17 protein-coding genes are annotated in these 20,709 nt (G+C 69.5%); 2 read left to right on the top strand and 15 right to left on the bottom strand.

Going from position 1 to position 20,709, the window contains the following annotated elements:
* Positions 1-7 precede the first annotated feature (7 nt).
* Complete coding sequence (locus tag ACZ5L9_RS00775) at positions 8-1,297, bottom strand: HNH endonuclease signature motif containing protein (RefSeq protein ID WP_464532424.1); 1,290 nt, start codon at positions 1,295-1,297, stop codon at positions 8-10.
* A gap of 495 nt (positions 1,298-1,792) precedes the next feature.
* Complete coding sequence (locus tag ACZ5L9_RS00780; RefSeq protein WP_464532427.1) at positions 1,793-3,202, bottom strand: M1 family metallopeptidase; 1,410 nt, start codon at positions 3,200-3,202, stop codon at positions 1,793-1,795.
* A 34-nt stretch (positions 3,203-3,236) separates the two neighbouring features.
* Between ACZ5L9_RS00780 and ACZ5L9_RS00785 the strand changes: the two genes are divergently transcribed.
* Complete coding sequence (locus tag ACZ5L9_RS00785) at positions 3,237-4,154, top strand: LOG family protein (RefSeq protein ID WP_464532431.1); 918 nt, start codon at positions 3,237-3,239, stop codon at positions 4,152-4,154.
* Between the two features lie 9 nt (positions 4,155-4,163).
* Here ACZ5L9_RS00785 and ACZ5L9_RS00790 read toward each other — a convergent pair whose 3' ends face one another.
* From ACZ5L9_RS00790 to ACZ5L9_RS00825, 8 genes are all read right to left on the bottom strand, one after another.
* Positions 4,164-5,378 carry a glycosyltransferase family 4 protein gene (locus tag ACZ5L9_RS00790; RefSeq protein ID WP_464532433.1) on the bottom strand — a complete coding sequence of 405 codons (1,215 nt, stop codon included), beginning with the start codon at positions 5,376-5,378 and terminating at the stop codon, positions 4,164-4,166.
* An 83-nt stretch (positions 5,379-5,461) separates the two neighbouring features.
* Positions 5,462-6,445, bottom strand: coding sequence for a DUF2332 domain-containing protein (locus tag ACZ5L9_RS00795; RefSeq protein ID WP_464532437.1), 984 nt, complete (start codon positions 6,443-6,445; stop codon positions 5,462-5,464).
* A gap of 19 nt (positions 6,446-6,464) precedes the next feature.
* Positions 6,465-7,595, bottom strand: coding sequence for a dual-specificity RNA methyltransferase RlmN (gene rlmN, locus ACZ5L9_RS00800; RefSeq protein ID WP_464532442.1), 1,131 nt, complete (start codon positions 7,593-7,595; stop codon positions 6,465-6,467).
* A gap of 98 nt (positions 7,596-7,693) precedes the next feature.
* Positions 7,694-10,051 (bottom strand): phospholipase C, encoded by a 2,358-nt coding sequence (locus ACZ5L9_RS00805; protein ID WP_464532445.1) that lies wholly within the window; start codon positions 10,049-10,051, stop codon positions 7,694-7,696.
* Positions 10,052-10,131: 80 nt separating this feature from the next.
* Positions 10,132-11,379 carry an iron uptake transporter deferrochelatase/peroxidase subunit gene (gene efeB, locus ACZ5L9_RS00810; protein ID WP_464532450.1) on the bottom strand — a complete coding sequence of 416 codons (1,248 nt, stop codon included), beginning with the start codon at positions 11,377-11,379 and terminating at the stop codon, positions 10,132-10,134.
* A complete protein-coding gene (locus tag ACZ5L9_RS00815) occupies positions 11,376-12,683 on the bottom strand; it encodes an EfeM/EfeO family lipoprotein (protein ID WP_464532455.1) in 1,308 nt (435 codons plus the stop codon). The genes efeB and ACZ5L9_RS00815 overlap by 4 nt, the downstream gene beginning before the upstream one ends.
* A gap of 207 nt (positions 12,684-12,890) precedes the next feature.
* Entirely contained in the window at positions 12,891-14,804 is a 1,914-nt protein-coding gene (locus ACZ5L9_RS00820; protein WP_464532459.1) for a purple acid phosphatase family protein, read from the bottom strand.
* Between the two features lie 131 nt (positions 14,805-14,935).
* Positions 14,936-16,186: a HupE/UreJ family protein gene (locus tag ACZ5L9_RS00825; RefSeq protein WP_464532462.1), complete on the bottom strand. Its 1,251-nt coding sequence runs from the start codon at positions 16,184-16,186 to the stop codon at positions 14,936-14,938.
* Positions 16,187-16,300: 114 nt separating this feature from the next.
* Between ACZ5L9_RS00825 and ACZ5L9_RS00830 the strand changes: the two genes are divergently transcribed.
* A complete protein-coding gene (locus tag ACZ5L9_RS00830) occupies positions 16,301-16,990 on the top strand; it encodes a BMP family ABC transporter substrate-binding protein (RefSeq protein WP_464532464.1) in 690 nt (229 codons plus the stop codon).
* A 29-nt stretch (positions 16,991-17,019) separates the two neighbouring features.
* On the opposite strand, the gene ACZ5L9_RS00835 is transcribed toward ACZ5L9_RS00830, so the two are convergent.
* The 5 genes from ACZ5L9_RS00835 to tsf all read right to left on the bottom strand — a co-directional run bounded on the left by ACZ5L9_RS00835 (position 17,020) and on the right by tsf (position 20,705).
* Entirely contained in the window at positions 17,020-17,388 is a 369-nt protein-coding gene (locus tag ACZ5L9_RS00835) for a hypothetical protein (RefSeq protein ID WP_464532466.1), read from the bottom strand.
* 65 nt (positions 17,389-17,453) lie between these two features.
* Positions 17,454-18,332 carry a phosphatidate cytidylyltransferase gene (locus ACZ5L9_RS00840; RefSeq protein WP_464532468.1) on the bottom strand — a complete coding sequence of 293 codons (879 nt, stop codon included), beginning with the start codon at positions 18,330-18,332 and terminating at the stop codon, positions 17,454-17,456.
* Between the two features lie 15 nt (positions 18,333-18,347).
* A complete protein-coding gene (gene frr, locus ACZ5L9_RS00845) occupies positions 18,348-18,902 on the bottom strand; it encodes a ribosome recycling factor (protein ID WP_464536776.1) in 555 nt (184 codons plus the stop codon).
* 39 nt (positions 18,903-18,941) lie between these two features.
* The gene (gene pyrH / locus ACZ5L9_RS00850; RefSeq protein WP_464532469.1) at positions 18,942-19,655 is read right to left on the bottom strand and encodes a UMP kinase; all 714 of its coding nucleotides are present in this window, start codon (positions 19,653-19,655) and stop codon (positions 18,942-18,944) included.
* Positions 19,656-19,895: 240 nt separating this feature from the next.
* The gene (tsf, locus tag ACZ5L9_RS00855; RefSeq protein ID WP_464532472.1) at positions 19,896-20,705 is read right to left on the bottom strand and encodes a translation elongation factor Ts; all 810 of its coding nucleotides are present in this window, start codon (positions 20,703-20,705) and stop codon (positions 19,896-19,898) included.
* Positions 20,706-20,709 lie beyond the last annotated feature (4 nt).

A 20,709-nucleotide genomic window follows, 5' to 3' on the forward strand; every position in this document is an offset into this window, starting at 1 on the left:
GCGTGGATCAGCCCGGTGGTTGAGGTGTGAGCGCGGCGAGCCTCGACGCGTCCGTCGTCCCGGTGGGGTCGACGTGGAAGGCCTGGTGGTGGGGGCTGGTCCAGAGGAACTCGCCGGGACTCAACTGGGTGTACCCCCAGCCAGCATGGGTCTTGACCCGATGATGCAGCCGACACAGGGGCGCCAGATTCGCCGAGGTGGTGGACCCGCCGTGTTCGTAGGGGTCGATGTGGTCCAGATCCGCGGTCCGGGCGCTGCGGGTGCAGTGCGGGAACACGCAGACCCGGTTGCGCAGCACGATCTGCTCCCGCAGCGTCGCTGAGGGCTGGTAGCCCGACGAGACGAGGTCGGTGTTGAGGTCGATCACCGGCCGAATGCTCACCGTCGTGCCGGGGCGGGTGAGCCGGGTGCGGAGCCGCTCGATCCCGACCACGTAGTCGCCGGAGCCGTGCTCCACACGAGCCACCTCCGGCTCGCCCACGTGCAGGTGGACGTACAGCGTCGCGGCCGACCCGCCGGTGGTGATCTCTCCGGTGGTCAGGCCGAGTGCGAGTTCGCGGCGCGCGATCTCTCCCACCGCCAACGCCCGCCGCACGTCGAGTGGCTCCTCGGAGCCGTTCAGCAGGAGTTGGTGGGCGGCGCGGGCGATCGCTGTCTCGAAGTCGCGGGCATCCACCACATCCAGGGACGCACTCAACCCGGCGCAACCACCGGTGACGTCGCGGTCATGGACGCTGACGTGGCGGTGCTCGGCAGCAGCGATCTCGTCGGCGTGGGCCTGTTCGGGGTCGAAGCGTCGGATCGCCTCGGTGACGAGGCGTTCGAGGCGCACGATCCCGATCTTGTGCGCGTCCGGTGCCACCTGGGCATCCACCCAGGCTGCCGCGTCCGGGGGCAGGGTGAGGGTCTGGGATGCGATCTGGCGGGCCTTGAACGGTTCCAACGGTCCCGACGCCATTCGTGCCCACACCAACGGGAGGCGATACCGCAGCTCGAGCACGGTCCCGAGCCACAACCGGGCCGAGTCGGCCGAGCGTCCCAGGACGGTAGCGAGCTCGGCGACGGCGAACTCCGCGACCAGCGGCGCCCCTTCGCCCGCGATCGCGAGCTCGTGGTCGGTGCCCGGCACCGTCATCGCCCGATCGATCGAGTCGGTCGAGTGCAGGTCCGCCCAGTCCAAGGCGAGGCGCATGAGCCGGATCTCGGCTTGGCGGGCGTCCTCGCGCGCCGCGCCCATCGCATCCAGGAGCCCGACAGGGGTGTCCCGGTCGAGCTCAAGGGCGAGTGCGGTGGTCATGGTTCGAATCTACGGACAGGGTCCGACAGTTTTGGATCCAGATCACCTGTTCAGAGATCCCTTTTCGAATATATCTTCCCGTGTCTCTTTCTGTGCCACGGGGCTGGTGGCCCGACGGAACTGTGCTCGTCTCGCGGTCTGTGCCAAGACACTCGACTGGCACTCTCTGTGCCGCTCTTCCCTTGAAATCGTGGCTGGGACCGTCGCCTCCGGTACGCCACCCGCCCACCGGCAGCTGCCGGTGGGCGGGTGGCGTACGTACGGCCTGCTGGCGATCACGAAGACCAACAAGAGAAGAGCGGTACAGCGGGTGCCACCTACCTGTCTTGGCACCGTCCCAGCGCGGAGCACAGCACCGTCGGACCACCATGCGTGTGGTCCCGTCCAAAGACAACGTGTCGGAGGGCCGAGTCGACCGTGCGGGAGGGCCGAGTCGGTCGTGCGGGAGGGCCGAGTCGGCGGTGCCGGAGGGCCGAGCCGGTCGTGCGGGAGGGCCTAGTCGAGGCCGTTCGCAGCCGTGCGAGCGGGGCGGCGCGGCGTCTCCAGCCACGCCTTGAAGAACCCACGGAGGTGCTCGCCCGACACGTGAGCGGCGTACTGCTCGAACTCCTTCGTCGTCGCGGCGCGGCCGGCGTGGCTGCTCGCCCAGCCCCGCATGATCAACCAGAAGTCCCGCTCCCCCACGCGGTTGCGCAGGGCCTGCAGGGTGAGCGCGCCGCGCTGGTAGACCTGCGCGGTCCACAGGCGCGACGCCCCGGGCTGGGCGACGCGGGTCGACCAGAACCGCCCGAGCAGCCGCGCATAGTCGCTCTGGAGCCGATCCTGCGCCGAGGGGCCGCCGTGGGCCTCGGTCCAAGACCACTCCATGAAGGTCGCGAAGCCCTCGTTGAGCCACACGTCGCGCCAGCGCGAGAGCCGCACCGAATCGCCGAACCACTGGTGCGCCAGCTCGTGCACCACCGTGGTGGTCCGCTCGGCGTCGAGCACCGGATAGGTCGGACGGGTCTGGTTCTCCAGCGCGAAGCCCGGGTTGAGAGCGGTGGTGACGCCGCCGACCGTCTCGAAGGGGTACGGCCCGAGCCGGCCGGTCAGCCAGTGGGTGATGGCGGGCGTCTGCCGCATCAGCCGCATCGACCGGGCCCGCTCCGGGGCCGGCAGCTCGTCGGAGACCGCGACCAGCCACGGCAGGCCGTGGCTGGTGCCCTGCGCGACCTCGTAGTCTCCGGCGGTGAAGTACGCGAGGTAAGGCGCCATCGGGTCGCGCGCGACCCAGCGGGTGGTGGCGAGCGCCCCGTCGACCGTACGGCTGACCTGGCGGCCGTTGGCGACGACCGTCTTGCTCGCGGGGACGGTGACGCTGATGTCCATCGTGGCGGCGTCTGCCGGGGTGTCGTTCGACGGGAACCACCAGGCCGCCATGTGCGGCTCGTTCATGGCGGTGACCTCGCCGCCGTCGGCGAGCCAGTCGCACTCGCCCTGCCAGCAGATCCTGCCCGGGAAGCCGGCGTAGCTGACCGTCACGGTGAAGGTCGCGCCCCGCGCGATCGGATGCGCCGGGGTGATCCGCAGCTCGTGCGCGTCGGGCCTGCTGAAGGTCGCGACGGCGCCGTCGACGCTCACCGCGGAGACGGGGAGCAGCAGGTCGAGATCGAAGACGCCCAGCGCGTCGGTCGCCCGCACGGTGAGGGTGGTGTGGCCGCTGAGCTCGCCGGTGCCGAAGTCGTACGCGTCGGCGATCCGGTAGCTCTGCACGTCGATGCCCCGGTTGCCGTCCTCGGGGAAGTAGGTGTCACCGGCGCCTGCGATGCCTGTGCCCGCCACGCCCGCATGAGCCGAGGCGATGCCGGTGCCGGCGAGCAGTCCGAGGGCGACGACCGCGACGACGGCGCGGCTGAGTGACTTCACGGGGACGACGGTAGCCCCCGTTAGCCTCACCCACGTGACCACCCGCCGACCCGTCCGCCACCGCCCTGCACCGGTCGCGCCGCCGGTGCCGCACGCGCCCGTCGACCCCGAGCGCAGCACGCTCTACCGGCCCGAGGACCTGTACAACGCCCCCGCCTACCCGGACACCCTCGACGCCCGCGCCTACTCGTGGTCGCGCGAGCCGCACACCCGCGATCGGGCCCGCGTCCGGGCGCTGCACGACTTCGGCATCGACGAGGCGCTCGACGCCTGGGTCAGCGGACGGCACATGGTCGGGGTGATGGGCGGCCACGCAGACCGGCGCGGCACCGCGTCCTACGTCGACGCCGCCCGGCTCGGCCACACGCTCGGGCAGAACCACGTCGTCGCCACCGGGGGTGGCCCGGGCGCGATGGAGGCGGCCAACCTGGGCGCCTGGCTGGCGTCGTACTCCCCCGAGACGGTGCGCACCGCGATCGAGGAGCTGGCCACGGTGCCCACGTTCACCCCGTCGATCCAGGACTGGATGGTGAGCGCGCTGGCCGTACGGGCGGGGCACGACGAGCATCCGCGGGCGACCTCGCTCGGCATCCCCACGTGGTTCTACGGCCACGAGCCGCCGAACGTCTTCTGCGACGTGATCGCGAAGTACTTCCGCAACGCCACCCGCGAGGCGATCCTGCTGGAGATCTGCGACGCGGGCGTGGTCTTCCTCCCGGGCATGGCCGGCACCGTGCAGGAGGTCTTCCAGGACGCCTGCGAGAACTACTACGCCAGCCCGGACCGGGTCGCGCCGATGATCCTCGTCGGCCGGGCCCACTGGACCGAGCGGTACCCGGCATGGCCGCTGCTGCAGCGGCTCGCGGCCGGGAGGCCGATGGAGGAGCACATCCACCTCGTCGACTCGGTCGACGAGGTGGCGGCCCTGATCAACGCGCCGGCCGGCGCCTGATCAGGAGCGTCAGGCGGCGCCGGCGATGCGGAACCGACCGAGCCGGTCGTCGATGACCTCGCGGTAGTGGTCGATGAGGCGGTCGTTGATCGACTGCCACGAGCGACCCTGGACGGCGATCCGGGCCGATCGGCCCATCGTGCGCCGCAGCACGGCGTCGTCGGCGAGGTAGTCGACGCTGCGACGCAGGTCCTCCCCGTCACCGGGACGGTAGAGCAGTCCGGTGACCCCGTCGTCGACGATGTCGACCGGGCCGCCGGAGCGGGGGGCGACCACCGGGACGCCGGAGGCGAGCGCCTCCTGCGCGGACTGGCAGAAGGTCTCGTGCCGGCCGGTGTGGACGAAGACGTCGAGGCTGGCGTACGCGGCGCCGAGCTCGGTGCCGTGCAGCAGGCCGAGGAAGTGCGCCCCGGGGAGCAGCCCCCGGAGGCGCTGCTCCTCGGGGCCTGCGCCGACGATGACCAGCGCGTAGCGGTCGTCGTGGGCGAGATGGGTGAGGAGGGGCAGTTCCTTCTCGGCGGCGAGGCGACCGACGTAGCCGACGATCAGCTGGCCGTCTGGCGCCACCCGGGCACGCAGCGCGCGGTCGATCCGAGAGGGGTGGAACGTCTCGACGTCGACGCCGCGCGGCCACAGCACCGTACGGGGCACGCCGAGCTGGTCGAGCTGGGTGAGGCTCGCGGTGCTCGGGGCCAGGGTGCGATCGACCTTGAGGTGGATCTTGCGGGTGAGCGCGGCCATCGCGCGCGAGCCGCCCGGGATGCCGTACTTCTGCTCGTAGCGCTGGGCGAAGCCCACCATGTCGGTCTGATAGATGGCCACGCTCGGGATGCCGAGCTCGGCGGCGACCTTGGCCGCCTGGTATCCGAGGGTGGCGGGCGAGGCGATGTGGACGACGTCGGGCCGGAAGCGCCGCATCACGCCGCGCAGGCGGCGGCGGGTCTCGAGCCCGATCCGGAAGTCCTTGTACAACGGGAGGCTGGTGCCGCGGGCGCGGGTCACCGTGAAGCCCGCGTACGTGGCGGGCCCGGTCGGCGCGACCAGCTCGGCCACGTGACCCTCGGTGGCGAGATGCTCCAGCACCCGCCGCACGGAGTTGGTCACGCCGTTGATCTGAGGCAGGAAGGACTCGCTGACCACCAGGACGCGCAGCCGGTCGTGGAGCCGGTCGTGGAGCCGGTCGCTGGTGGGGGTCCGGTTGACGGGCAGCTCGGTCACGGTCATGTCTCGACGGTGAACGGTGTGGCCGACGCCCTACTGATGCGTAGATGGCGAGTCGGTGAATGTCCTGTGAGCGGCTCGCGCTGCTACGCCTCGAGCCAGTGCATCGAGCGGCCGTGTCCGTGGACGTGCGCGAGCGCCCGGCCATCCAGCCCGAGCACGAACGTCTGCTTCTCCTCCGGGATCGCCGGACCGGTCGCCGTGATCGAGGGGATCACACGCTTGCCCTCGTTGCTGACCCAGCGGCACCTGCCGTCCGCGACCAGGCCGCGGATGAGGTCTTCGAAGCGAGCCCGGTCGGCCGGCTCCAGATACGCCACGACCGCCGAGTGGAAGACCACGACGGTGCCGTGCTGCGCCGCCTGCTCGATCATGCGCGGGAGCTCCTCGAGCAGGTCACCGCGCTCGAGGATGGGAGGATCGGTCCTGGCCACCTCCACGGCATGGCGGAGCCGCTCCCGCCGGTCGTCGTGCTCGGGCCAGACCAGGGTCTCCAGCCACCCCGTGTCCGCCGGGCTGCTCACGTCGAGGGGATGGAGGTCGATGCCGCCGCGCCAGGCGATCTCCGGGAGGCGGTCGGGCAGCGGCGCCTCACCCTTGACCCGACAGGTCAGCGCGGGACCGGTCCCGAGTGTCACCGGACCGGTGTCGGTCCGCCACTCGTAGGCCCAACGATCGGGATAGAGACACAGTCCGGCCGAGGCGCCCACCTCGAGGAGGGCCAGCGGTCCCTCGATGCTCGCGAGGACCGGCAGCAGCGTGGCCAGCCGGCCGACCTCGTTGGTCTGGGTCGCGTGGGTCAGGATCGTCTCGCGGATCGCAGCACCGTCAGCCCCGAGCAGCGCCTCCCGCAGTCCGGCGTACGGGCCGGGTGCGGCGACGCCGTGGAACCGGGCCGCGGCGAAGACCAGGTTGGGCTGGTGCTTGATCGCCGGCAGCCGGTCCAGCCACCCCAGCACGTCGGCGTCGCTCGCCACCGCCGTCGCCCAGTCGGCGAAGGTCGGTGAGTCCCCCTCGGCGTAGGACGCGAAGTCGAGGTACTCGGCGGCGATGTCATCGAAGAGCAGCACCCCGCCATTGTGGCGAGTGCTACTCGCTGGCGGCGAGCTGGCCGCAGGCGGCGTCGATCTCGGAGCCGCGGGTGTCGCGGATGGTGGTCGAGAGGCCCTTCGCCTCGAGGCGGCGGACGAACTCGTCCATGTCCTCGTCGAACGAGCGGGTGAACTGGGAACCGGGGACCTCGTTGAGCGGGATGAGGTTGATGTGGACCCAGCCGGTGCCGCGACCCTCGCCCGCCAGGACGTCGGCGAGCAGGTCGGCCCGGAATGCCTGGTCGTTGATGCCGCGCATCATGGCGTACTCGATCGAGACGCGCCGGCCGGTCTTCTCGAAGAACTCGTACGCCGCCTCGACCGTCTCGGCGACCGAGTAGCGGGTGTTGATCGGGACGAGGTCGTTGCGCAGCTCGTCGTCGGGAGCGTGCAGGCTCAGCGCGAGCGTGACAGGGATGCCCTCGGTCGCGAGCTGCTTGATCCGCGGCACCAGGCCGACCGTGGAGACGGTGACGTGGCGCGCGGAGAGACCGAGGCCGTCGGGCGCCGGCGAGGTCAGTCGCTGCACCGCGCCCACGACCGCCTTGTAGTTGGCCAGCGGCTCGCCCATGCCCATGAAGACCACGTTGGAGAGGCGACCCGGTCCCCCCGCGATGTCGCCGTTGGCCATCGCGCGGGCGCCGACGACGACCTGGTGGACGATCTCGGCGGTCGACATGTTGCGCTGCAGGCCACCCTGACCGGTCGCGCAGAACGGACAGGCCATGCCGCAGCCGGCCTGGGAGGAGATGCAGATGGTGGCGCGCTCGGTGTAGCGCATCAGCACCGACTCGACCAGGGAGCCGTCGAAGAGCTTCCACAGCGTCTTGACCGTGGTGCCCTTGTCCGCGGTCTGCTCCCGGATCGGGTTCATCAGGTCGGGCAGGAAGGTGCTGACCAGGTCGGCGCGTTGGGCGGCCGGAAGGTCGGTCATCTGGTCGGGGTCGTGGACCAGTCGCTCGAAGTAGTGCACGGAGAGCTGCTTGGCGCGGAAGCCGGGCAGTCCGGCGGCCTTGGCGGCCTCGAGACGCTCGGCGAGCGAGAGATCGGCGAGGTGGCGCGGGGGCTTGCCGCGGCCCTTGGGGGCGTCGAAGACGAGCGGCAGCGGCTTCGGGTTCACGGCACTCACCGAACCATTCTCCCATCGGCAGGCAACGCCGGACGAAATGCGACAGCGGCCCCGGGGCTGGCGGGGCCGCTGCGCTCGTTCAGGTGCTGCGAATCGGATCAGCGAGCAGCCTTGACTGCCTTCTGGTCCCTCTTCACCTTGGCGTTGAGCTTCTTGATGGCCTTCTTGAGCTTGGCCTTCCGGGCGCCCTTCGCGTGCTTCAGCGCCTTCTTGTCCTTGGCCAGGGTGTTCTTGTCCTTGGCCAGGACGTGCTGGGCCTGCTTGAGCTTCGTGGTGCCACCCGTCGTCCCACCCGTCGTACCGCCCGTGGTGCCACCGGTCGTCCCACCCGTCGTACCGCCCGTGGTGCCACCCGTCGTCCCACCGGTCGTGCCACCCGTGGTGCCACCGGTCGTGCCACCCGTGCTGCTCGCCGGCTGAACCGAGCCGTCCTTGTTCAGCAGGACCGGCGTCAGGTGCGGAGCCGCGCCGAAGTCGAACATCTCCTTCAGGTCGCTGTACTGCGGCGTGCTTCCGTCGGAGTAGGCGTCGAACGAGGCGCTGTCGGCGAGACCGGTCTGCTCGTCGTCGACACGCTGGCCGCCGAGGAAGTTGTCCTCGATGAAGCTGACGACCGAGGACTGCGCCGACCGCTGGTGGTCGATGAAGTTCTGCTTGGCGTACGGCGAGATGACGAGGAGCGGCAGACGCTGCGACGGTCCGCAGCGGTCCGCCCAGTCGCCGGCGTCCATGGCCGCCGAGGTGTTGGCCGGCGAGGTGCAGACGGCCGTGTTCTGAGCCGTGCTGTTGTCGTTGGTGCCGTTGAGGATGGTGGGGGCGACCTGGTCGTAGAAGCCGTCCGAGTCGTCGTACGCGATCACGATCGCGGTGTTGGGCCAGTACGAGGACTTCTCGATCGCGTTGATCGTGCGGACGAGGAAGTGCTGCTCGTCCAGCGGGTCCGAGTTGCCGCCGTGGGCGTCCTCGGCGCGGATCGGGCGCAGGTAGGAGACCGACGGCAGGGTGGCGCCGTCCTGGTTGTCGACCGCCTTGTAGAACCAGTTGAGGTCGTACTCGTGCTTGGCGGCACCGTCCTTGCCGACCTCGGCGCCGTTGGCCGGAGCGACGTGGAGCGGGTTGGCCGTCGAGGCGTAGTACATGAACGGCGCGTGGTGGGCGTTGTAGTCACCCGTGGTGTTGACGACGTCGAGCGGGTCGCCGTCCGGGTTCTTGGTGCGGGTCTTGCCGAAGTTGCAGACGCCGGAGATGTCGGCCGAGTCCGTGCCGCTGGTGACGGCCGGGACCGAGTCGTCGTGGAAGCCACCCATGAAGGAGCCCCACGTGACGTTGTTCTTCGAGAGCAGGTCGCCCACGCTCTGGCCCTGCATCTGCGCAGCGACCGAGGCGTCGGGGCAGATGTCGCCGGCCGGGGTCGGGTCGCCCGTGATCGATCCGACGACACCCTGGCTGTGATCGTTCGCGTCGACCCACGTGAGGCCGTCGACCGTGCCGGCGACGCTCGGCTGCTTGCCCGTCGGGTCGGTGCTGGCGCCGGCCTTGACGATCGGGGTCGCATCGGTGCTGTCGGCGTTGTTCGCCTTGACCGGGTAGCTCAGGTAGTTGTCGGCGGTGACCGTGACGGTCGGGTCGCTGGCGGTGGCCGTGTCACCCGAGTTGAACGGGTAGCCGGTCACGGTGTCGATGACCGTGCCGGTGGTGTAGTAGAGCTTGGCCCCGGCGGTCGAGCCACCGGCGACGTTCTCGGCGCCGACGGTCGACGGACCGAAGTTGTTGGCCCACGAGTTGTCGCTCAGCGCGTAGTTCTGCGCGTAGTTCCACAGGCCCGTGACCACGTTGCCGTCGGTGTAGGACATCGACAGTCCGTTGCGGCCGAACTCCGAGTTGCCGGCCGGAGCGGTGGCAGCCGTGTTCGCACAGGTCGAGGCCGAGGACGTGTTCTCCACGAACTTGTCCATGTTGCCCGGAGCGGTGGTCGCCGACCCGAGGACGGCCTTCTGCTCGGCGAGGTAGCCGTGGCCCTGCGAGCAGGTCCAGGCCTGGTCGAAGCCGAGGCGGAACGGGGCCACCGAGTTGGGGTTGGTGCCGGCGGCGCCGTTGGCACCCGGGACGACCGTGTTCGACACGGTGCTGCCGTTCAGACCCAGCAGGCCGGCGTTGGAGCCGGTGAAGTTGGTGATGGTCTGGGTCGAGCCCGGGAGGCCGGCCGTGCCGGTCTTCGCGGTGAACGACGGGCCGCCGGTGTTGGCGGCGTACGGGTAGGTACCGAAGTAGTGGTCGAACGAGATGTTCTCGTCGAAGAGGACGACCACGTGCTGGATCTTGTTGCCCGAGACCGATGGCAGCGCGGCGGCCTGCGTCTGAGGCGCGGTGAAGGCCAGGGAGCCTCCCACCACCGCCGCAGCCGCGACGCCGGCGCTCGCCGCAACGCGCAGGCGAGCAGACTTCTTGTTACTCATGGGAATAATGAGCCTTTCGGTTGTAGGTGTCCCTCATCAATGACCGACAGAAGCCTGGGGGTCGGGTGGCAGCCCGGCCCTCAGGCGAACATCTCCCGACCAAGCCAGTCGTCGCTCCCCTGCACACCGGGCAGAGCGAAGAAGTAGCCGCCCCCGACAGGGAGGATGTAGTCGGCGAGCGACTCCCCCGCGAGGCGACGCTGGACCGTGGCGAACTGGCGCTCGAGGTCCTGGTTGAACGTCGTGAAGAGCAACCCCATGTCGAGGTTGCCGTTGTCGTCCATGCCGGCGTCGTAGTTGTAGCCGCGGCGGAGCATCCGCTGGCCGGAGGTCGCCGATCGGCCGGAGTCGGCCGCGAGACGTATGTGAGCGCCGAGGGCGATGGCGTCGCCCTTGAGCTCGGTGTTGAAGTCCGGCTGGTCGGTCTCCTTGCTGCCCGTCAGCGGGGCGCCGGTGACCTTGTCGCGACCGATCAGCGTGTTCTGCTCCCGCACCGAGATGCGGTCCCAGAACTCCACGAGGATCCGGATCTTGCGGACCACGTGGTAGCTGCCGCCCTCGACCCAGGCCGGCTCGCTGCCACCGCCGTGGGTCCAGACGAGGTCGTCGTACGTGTCGGGGGTGATCGCGGAGTTGGCCGTACCGTCCTTGAAGCCCATCAGGTTGCGTGGGGCGCCGTCCGGCCGCGACGGCGACTGGAACCCGTCCTGGCGCCAGCGCACCGCGAGCGCGCCGCGGGTCTCGCGCAGCAGGATCCGCAGTGCCCGGTTGACGGTGTCCTGGTGGTCGGCGCAGACCTGGATGAGCAGGTCGCCGTCGCAGATCGACCGGTCGAGCAGGTCGTCATCGAAGGCCGGCATCACGCTCAGCCGGCGTGGCTTGCGCGAGGCCAGGCCGTAGCGGCCGTCGAACAGGCCGGCACCGACGCTGACGGTGATGGTGAGGCCGTCGGCGGGCGTCGAGGGACCGCCGAGGACACCGTTGTCCAGCGCGGTGGCCGTCATGCCGGAGTCTGGCGCGATGCCACCCGCCGTGAGCCAACGGGCCTGCGCCGTCAGGGTCTTGAACATGGCCTGCAGCTCGGCGCGATCGGCCGCCTCGACGTCGAAGGCGAGGTAGGCGGCCGCGGCTTGTGTCGGCGTCACGATGCCCTGCTGGTGTGCACCCTCGAACGGGTAGACGGTGTCGGAGGAGTCCGTCGCAGCGGAGGTGTCAGCGCCGTGCGCTGAGCCGGCGACGGCCGCGACCGCTCCCCCGCCCAGGGCCGCGGCGGCGATCGCGCTGCCGAAGAGGCCGCGGCGGCTGACGTCGAACGGCGGGCGGCTCATGCGGGTCCCGCCTGCACCGGGTCGAGGTCGACAGCGATCTCGGACTGGTACTCGAGTGTCTGGCTCAGGATGGACTCCAGCTTCCGCTTCTGGGCGACGGACAGGCTCTGGTACGGCGTCCAGGTGTCGGTCGCGGTGTGGTGGAACGCGTCGACGTACGCCTTGAGGCGGGCCAGCCATGCGTCGCTGTTCTTGAGGTCCGGGTCGCGCTTCTCCAGCAGCTCGCGCAGCGGCGCCATGATGTCCCGGGTCGCGTCGACCATCGCGTCGATGTCGAACAGGGTGAGATGCGCGCCCGCATCGTCGCGCAGGGTCAGCTCGAAGCGCAGCGCGTCCTCGAGGATCTCGTGGCTGCGCAGGCCCATGTCGGTGTTCGACGGCTGGACCGGGTTGTTGAACTCCGAGGCGAGCGTCCCGACCGCGGTGCCCAGCGCGGCCGAGACCGGCACGGCGCTCTTGCGAAGGTAGCGCGTCAGTCGGGCCCGGGCGCGGTTGGCGGCCCGGACCGCCTTCCGGTATTGCTTCGTGGACGTGCCCGCCCGCTTCACCCTGGCCACCGGCCGGGCGTGCCAGAGCACCGCCTCGAGCTTCGGCAGGCCGACCAGCTCGGGGTCGGTCAACGGCGCGACGCCCGGCGTGACGGGCGAGTCGATCGCGTCGCCGAGGTCACCGAAGGCGTCGTACGCGGCGCCGAGCAGGAGGTACTGGCGCTGGGCCGTCTTCCACGCCGTGCGCGCGGCGAGCAGGTCGCCGCGCCGCAGGGTCACGGAGAGCGCGGCGACGTCCGCTTTGAGGTGGACGAGCTGCCCCGCCGTCCACGCGCTGTAGTCGTTGACCGGCTTGATGAAGTCTGTCTCGATGGTCGGCAGCACGCCCGGGGTGGTGGCGCCGGCGTAGTCGCCGGTGAGCTCCCACGGGGTGCTCGCGTACGACTGCCCCTCGGCGCCACCCATGCACAGGAACCGGTAGCGGCCGGCCGGGAGTGCGAGCGTGACCGACCGGGTCGTACCGACTCCGAGGTCCTCGACGTCGAGGAAGATCTTCCGGGAGGAGACATCCTGCAGCTGCACCTCCTGCACGAGTGTCGAGGAGTTCCACAGCGCGAAGGTCAGACCGCCGGCGCTGCCGCCCGCCCAGCCGTTGCCGCAGGCCGCCTGGCCGACGTTGACCGGTGTGCCGGCGACGTCGGCGGTGCCGGTCGCCTCGTCCGCGGAAGCCGTCGAGAGCATGCCGAGACCGAGCATGCCGACCACGACGGTGGCACCGACCGTCCGCACGGTCGCGCCACGAGCGGCGAACCCCATCCTGAACCCCTGTCCGCCGCCCGTCCCTCGGGAGGCGGGAGTGACTGTGTCGGAGGGTCCCGAACACAGCGCCGTGGAAATTCGTACGGAGGATGAAGGGTGCCATGAAAAAACCTGGCTATGAATGCGCTGTGGCCGGCCCCGAAGCTCCGGGGCCGGCCACAGGCTGTGCCGTTCGCGGTCCCTACGACCGCTTCGGCGGATCGATCAGAACGAGCCCTTGATCTGCTGGTAGGCGGCGAGCTGGGCCTTCAGGTTGGCCTTCTTCGCGCCCTTGGCGTGCTTGATCTTCTTGGTGAGCTGGTTGATCTTCTTGTCGACCTGCTTCTCGATGACGACCGTGTTGGTCACGGTCGCCGTCGCGGTGGCCGTCGCGGTGACGGTGCTCGCCGCGCCCGGCACGGTGACGGCCACGGTCGGTGCCGCCGACGGGGAGGCGGTCACCGTGACGGTCGACCCCGGGAGGGTCACCGTCTCGGTCTTGACGCCCGAGGGCGGGAACGCGTTGGTGTTGCCGCCAGTGATCGAGAACTTGTCCGAGAGCGCGCCCGGGGTCTGGTAGTGGTGGATCTTGGTCGAGTCGCTCTCGCGCTTGTCACCGAGGTCGGCCTTCGCCTTGATGCCGCTGGTGTGCTGGTAGGCCGAGTTCGCGGCGTCGTTGTAGTCCTGCGACGCGATGTTCTTGACGTCGAGACCGGTCGCGGTGACCTTCACCTGGATGTAGGTGGGCGTGTACGGCTGGCTCTCCACCGAGTTGGCCCAGTGACGCTCCTGGTTGGCGTCGTTCTTGCTCGTGTTGGTCGTGTCGGCGAGGAAGTCGCTGCCGTTCGCCGTGGTGGGCGCCGTCAGGTCGTAGTACTTCGAGCCCGAGGCCGAGTCGGCGGTCACGTAGATGACGCCACCCGGCCCGGTCTGGATCGCCTCGGCACCCGGCTGCTCGGACGCCTTGGCGCGGCTGCTGCCGACGCCCTCGGTGTCGGCCTTCAGCTCGTACGACCGCGAGTAGGCGTGGTCGTGGCCCTGGAGGACCAGGTCGATGCCCTGCTTCGACAGGGCGTACGGCAGGTCCTTACGGCGCTGGCTGTTGTCGGCGTCGTTGGCGTGGCTGGCCGGCGAGTAGATGGCGTGGTGGAAGACCACGACCTGCCACTTGGTGCCGGTGCCGTGGTTGGCGACGACGTCCTTGATGTACGCGGCGTGGGCAGCGTCCGAGCCACCGGCGTACGCGTTGGAGTTGATGTCGATGAACAGGACGTCCTTGTAGGTGTACCAGTAGTCACCACCGGGCGTCGTGGCCGAGCCGCCGTAGAGCGTGTTGTCGTCCTCGTTCGGCGGGGTGAAGTGCTGGTGGTACGCGCGGCCGCTGGACTCGTGGTTGCCGATCTGCGGGGCGTAGGTGACCTGCTTGAGCACCGGGCTGATCGAGGTGCCGTCGCCGGCCGCCGAGTTGTCCGGGTCGGCCCAGTTGGACCAGTCCAGCTCGTCGTTGGCGGTCTCGATCTGGTCACCCGTCGAGACCAGGAGCTCGGTCTGCGGGTCGTGCGCTGCGATGTAATCGAGCGTCTTGGCCCAGCCGCGACCGTCGTTGTGGGCGTAGCCCGACGAGCCGATCTGCGGGTCACCGAAGGCGGCGAAGGTGAAGTCGTCGCTGGTGGTGCCGGTGTAGAAGGTGTAGTCCGACGAGACGCCCGAGCCGTCTGCGGCACCTACGCGGTAGGTGTACTTGGTGTCCGGCTCGAGGTCGCGCAGCGCCACGTGGGCGTTGTAGTAGCCCGACTGCGGCGTGTAGGTGAAGGTGGTGCCGTCGTCGTTCTTGTTGTGCGTCGACGCGACGTCGCTGACGTCGTTCTTGGCGGAGACCGCCGTGACCTTCTTCGCGATGGCGGGGTCGAAGGACGCGCCCTCGTTGATCCAGATCGCCTGCTGGGCACCCGTCGGGTAGTACCAGTTGACGACCTTCTGGGACGCGTCGGTGCCGACCCCGAGGACGATGTCGAGCGGCTTCTCGCCCGACGCGCTGGCGGCGGTGACACCCCAGATGGACAGGCCGGCGGCCGCGGTGAGCGTGCACGCACTGAGTGCAACAGCCCGGCGGAAGCGGGGCGTGTTGTTGAGCTTCATGAAGGTTCCTTTTCGAGTGAAACGAGGGGACGCTTTCCCGTGAACCTTGCTGAAACCTGGTAAATACCTGGCTAACTGAGTGGTTCCGGCGCGAGTCTCCCCAGGGACGTCTTCACGTACTCCGCGTGAATTCAGCCGCCCTCGCCGATCAGCTCGAAGCCGAAGATGCGCTGCCCGAACCAGATCAGGCCGATCAGCGAGACCGCGAGTGCGATCGCCGAGGAGAGCCACAGCGCCGTACGCGGCGCCCGGTGCCGCAGCAGCATCAGCACCGGGAAGATCAGCACGATGAGGCCGATCTGGACCGATTCGATGCCGATGTTGAAGATCAGCAGCGACGAGAGCAGCTGCCACGACCACGCGTGATCGATGCCGAGGGCGCCGGCGAAGCCCATGCCGTGGATCAGGCCGAACCCGAAGACGATCACCAGCCGGCTCCACCCGGCGCGGTCCAGGGCGAAGTGGCCCTTGCCCGCGACGTCGAGATCGGTGGCGTGCTCACCGCGCCGCCAGACCCGCCAGAGGTACCAGGCGGCGGTCGCTGCGATGGAGAGCGCGATCAGGGGCTCGATCACATCGGCCGAGCCGTGCACCACGCCGAAGGCCGCCAGGATCAGCGTGGTCGAGTGGGCCAGGGTGAAGGTCGTCGCGGCGAGCACGATCTCGCGCAGCCGGCGCGAGCCGATGATCAGAGCGGTCAGGAAGAGCATGTGGTCCAGGCCCTTGAGCAGGTGCTCGGCGCCGAGGCGCCAGAACTCCCAGAACCGCTGCTGCCAGCTCTGCTTGGTCGAGAACGACGGGTGCTCGCTGTCCAGGCCGGCCGTGCCGGTGCGGTCGTCGATGTCGTAGGTGACGATCGTCTTCGCGCCCTTGACGTAGCCCTCGTCGTCGCCGAAGAGCGTCGAGGAGACGATGTGACCGGTCCCGAGGACGTCGGCATCGGCGTCGGCCGGGCAGGCGTAGTCGACCGTGAGGTCCGCGTACGGAACGTCCTGCTCCTTGTTCAGCACGACGTCCACCGCGTCATCGAGCGTGGGCGCGCAGGCCGCCCCTGCGTACGTCACCGTGAAGCGCTCGGCCACATAGCTCTCGACCGAGGCGCGGTGGTCGGCGAGCGCGGCCTTCATCCCGTCGAAGTCCGCGTCGTCCCAGGCGGGCTGGCCCTCGCGGTAGAAGGGATCGTCCTTCTGGGAGTCGGCGACGGAGACGAGCAGCAGGTCGTACTCGAGCCCGAGGTCGACCCGGACGGTGTCGGCCGCGGGTGCGGTGATGTCCGCATAGACGACGGTGGTGAACCCGTGGGCCCCAGCGGGGGCGGCGATGCCCGCAACGGCGAGGAGACCGACGATGGCAGCAAGAAGGAAGGAACGTGATCGCAACATGACCGGCGAAGATTCTCGGTAGTCAGTTAACGATCAGTTAACGGCGGAGGCGTCCTCGGCGACGCCCGGCTTTCGGTTGGAAACCGGGGGCTGCGGTCCGGTAGGAAGTGCCCCGTGCTGCGTCGTTCCGCCCTTCCTGCTGTCGCCCTCGGCGCTCTCCTGTCCCTCGCTGCCTGCGGCACAGACACCTCCGCCGCTCCCACCTGGGAGCCCTCGCGCGCACCGCAGGCGGTCGGCACACTCGGCGCCGGCTTCTGGGACGACCCGTCCGGCCCGCCGCCGCCGGAGGGGACCATCGAGCCGACGCCGGGCTCGTGGGACGAGGTACGCCCCGCAGCCGGCTACCAGGTCGCGCTCGTCGTCGACGGCGTACCGTCCGACTCCGCCGAGCAGACGGAGGTGCTGCACACCGCCGTCACATCATGGGCTCGAAGTGTCGGTGCCACGGTCAGCGAGCACGTCGCGCGCCGACCGGCGACGTACGTCTCGACGATCCAGCGTGCCATCGACGCCGACGCCGATCTGGTGATCAGTGTCGGCAACGGCCTGGCCGATCCCCTCGCCATGGTCAGCGCGCCGAACCCCGACACCAGCTTCCTCATCCTCGGCGCTCAGATCGCCGAGCCGACGCACAACGTCACCGCGGCCGACTGGGTCGGCGCGATGTACCGCGGCGAGGGTCTCGGCCTGCCGGAGGCGTACGACCCGAGCACCTTCACCCCGGAGCGTGCCGGACGAGCGCTGCGCGCCGGCGTCGCCTCCGTGCTCAGCGGGCTGACCGGGATCGTCGTCAACGTCGACTGAGCCGCCCGGTCCCACCGGACGCGTGCGGCTCAGCCGTGCTCGACCATGTACCAGAAGACGCCGCCGCCGACGCCGACCACCACCACAGCGGTGCTGATCATCCCGAGCCACATGTAGAGGCCGAGGCGGCGGGTGCGCTGAAGGATCACCAGCAGCACGGGGACGATCAGCGTCACCAGGACGAACGGGAACAGGTCCTCCGCCCGGTCCTGACCGACGACCGCGGCCAGGATGGCGGCGTACAGGCCCGGGACGACGATCGCGAAGACCAGGCCGGCGTAGAAGCCGGTCAGGGCCGCGAAGGTCGGGTGGTCGCGGTGCCACCAGTCGGGCGCGGGGACGGACTCGGGCTCGGATGCGCCCTCGTCCTCCACGTCACTCAGCACCTGCTCATCCATGGGGCAACCGTATTCCTCCGGCCCAGGAATCACCGTGCGGAACACGGGATCGGGGCGTACCAGCCTCAGAAGACCGCGTAGTGGAGCAGCAGCCAGATCGGTGCGATCGTGGCCAGCAGCGAGTCGAGCCGGTCCATGATGCCGCCGTGGCCGGGGATGATCTGGCTCATGTCCTTGACGCCGAGGTCGCGCTTGATCACGGACTCGACGAGATCGCCGAGGACGGCCATCACGACCGCGATGACGCCGAGGGCGACCCCGACGTACCAGTCGCCGTCGAGCAGCCACACCACCAGCGCGATACCGGACGCGACGGTCGCGATAGCGGAGCCGGCGAAGCCCTCCCAGGACTTCTTCGGCGAGATCACCGGAGCCATGGGGTGCTTGCCGAAGAGCACCCCGGCGACGAAGCCGCCTACGTCGGAGGCGACCGTGATCAGCACGAAGGTGATGATGCCCTTCACACCGGCGTCGATGCCGGTCTCCCGCCACGTGCCGCCCTCGCGCAGCATCAGGGCCACGAAGGAGCCCAGGAACGGCAGGTAGACGATCGCGAAGACCGACGCCGTCGCCGTACGGACGTAGCCGTCCACGCCGCGGCGCAGCAGCCACAGCATCGTCGCCAGCGCCGTCACCGCGGTCGCGGTGACGAGGGCGTCGGCGCCCCAGAAGTAGGCGACGCCGATCATCACGACGCCGCCGAGCATCAGCGGCTGCTCGGGCAGGTCGACGTCCTTGGCCAGCATGCCGCGGCGCAGCTCCCAGATGCCGGCGATCAGGCAGAGCGCGACGAGGCCGATGAACGCCGTCTTCCAGAAGAACAGGGTCACGCCGACCGCGGCCAGGAGCACGATCGCCGAGGCGATCGACACCGGGACGTTGCGGCCGGCGCGGCCGTAGTCCTTCTGGGGCGGGGGTGCGGCGGGGTCCGTCGTACCCACCATCTCAGGTCGAGCTCCTCAGACCTCGAGGAGCTCGGCCTCCTTGCTCTTCAGGAGGGCATCGATGGCGTCGGTGTGCTTCTTGGTGGTCGTGTCGAGCTTCTTCTCGGCGCCGGCGACGTCGTCCTTGCTGACCTCGCCGTCCTTCTCGAGCTGCTCGAGGTTCTGCTTGGCCTTCTGGCGGACCTGGCGAACCGAGATGCGGCCCTTCTCGGCCTTCTCCTTGGCCTGCTTCACGAACTCCTTGCGGCGCTCCTCGGTGAGCTCCGGGAACACCGCGCGCAGCACCTTGCCGTCGTTGGACGGGTTGATGCCGAGGTCGGAGTCGCGGATCGCCTTCTCGATGGCAGGCATCGCGGAGGCGTCGAACGGCGCGATCAGGATCGTGCGGGCGTCCTGGGAGGTGAAGGTCGCCAGGCCCTGCAGCGGCGTCTGCGAGCCGTAGTAGTCGGCGCTGAGCTTGTTGAAGACGGCGGGCGTGATGCGGCCGGCGCGGATCGTGTTGAAGTCCTCACGGGTCGCGTCGACGGACTTGCCCATCTTGTCGTCGGCCTCGTTGAGGATGTCGTTGATCGCCATGTCGCTCCTAGTCGCGTTCGTCCTGCTGCTGCGTCAGCCTGCGCTGACGAGCGTACCGATCTTCTCACCCTGCACGACGCGCAGGATGTTGCCCTCGGGCTCCATGCCGAAGACGACCATCGGCAGCTTGTTCTCCCCGCACAGGGCGAACGCCGTCTGGTCCATGATCTGCAGTCCCTCGGTGAGGGCCTGCTCGTAGGTGAGCACGTCGTACTTGACAGCGCTCGCGTCCTTGTTCGGGTCGGCGGAGTAGACACCGTCGACGCCGGACTTGGCCACCAGGACCGCGTCGCACTGGTTCTCCAGCGCGCGCTGGACCGCGACCGTGTCGGTAGAGAAGTACGGCATGCCCATGCCGGCGCCGAAGATCACGACGCGACCCTTCTCCATGTGGCGCATCGCCTTGCGGGGGATGTACGGCTCGGCGACCTGACCCATGGTGATGGCGGTCTGGACACGGGTGTCCACGCCCATCCGCTCGAGGAAGTCCTGGAGGGCCAGGCAGTTCATCACGATGCCCAGCATGCCCATGTAGTCGGCGCGGGAGCGCTCCATGCCGCTCTGCTGCAGCTCGGCACCTCGGAAGAAGTTGCCGCCGCCGGTCACGACCGCGATCTGCACACCGGATTCGGCGACCGCCTTGATCTCGCGGGCGACCTTCTCCACGACGATGGGATCGACTCCCACCTTGCCTCCACCGAACACCTCGCCGGAGAGCTTGAGCAGCACTCGCTTGTAACCGGTCACATGTGGTCCTTCCGCGGGGTGTATGAGAGTGAGGGTACGGCGAAGGCCGGTCCGATGAACACGACGTGTGTCATCGGACCGGCCTCCTACGTGTTGCTTGTTGGTCCTTGCGAATCTGTCGGCTCAGGGTGCGTGCCTGGCAAGGCGCAGTCCCGCTGTACCCATCTTCGGGCGGGCCTTAGGCGGAGCGGCCTCCGAAGGGCCGACAACGCCGCCAGGTGCGTGCCATGATTCGTCAGATCAGAGACCGACCTCGAAGCGGGCGAAGCGGGTCACCGTGGTGCCGGCCGCGTCCAGGACCTGCTTGACCGACTTCTTCGACTCGAAGACCGACTCCTGGTCGAGCAGGACGATCTCCTTGAAGAAGGCGCCGATGCGGCCCTCGACGATCTTGGCGACGGCAGCCTCGGGCTTGCCCTCCTCGAGCGTCTTCTTGGTGAGGACGTTCTTCTCGGCCTCGACGACGTCCGCGGGGACCTGGTCGGCGGTGAGGAACTGGGCCTTGAGGGCGGCGGCCTGCTGGGCGGCCTGCTTGGCGGCAGCCTCGTCACCCGTGTACTCGACGAGGACGCCGAGGGTCGGGGGCAGGTCGGAGGCCTTCTTGTGCAGGTAGACCGTGGTGTTGCCCTCGAAGTACGCGACCTCGCCGAGCTCGATCTTCTCGCCGATGGTACGGGCGAGCTCCTCGACGGTCTCGCCGACCGTCGAGTCGCCGAGCGCGACAGCCTTGAGCGCCTCGGCGTCGCCGACCTTGTTGGCGTTCGCGGCGTCCGCGATCGCCTGGGCGGCGTTGACGAACGCCTCGTTCTTCGCGACGAAGTCCGTCTCGGCCTTGAGGCTGATCAGGGCGCCGCCCGAGGAGGCGACCAGCCCAGCGGAGGCCTCGCGCTCGGCGGCACGGGCGGCAGCCTTGGCGGCACCCTTGACGCGGAGCAGCTCGACGGCCTTGTCGAAGTCGCCGTCGGACTCGTCGAGCGCCTTCTTGCAGTCCATCATGCCGGCCTGCGTGAGCTCACGGAGCTTCTTGACGTCGGCAGCGGTGTAAGCCATGTCT

The organism is Nocardioides sp. JCM 18998 (assembly GCF_055391535.1).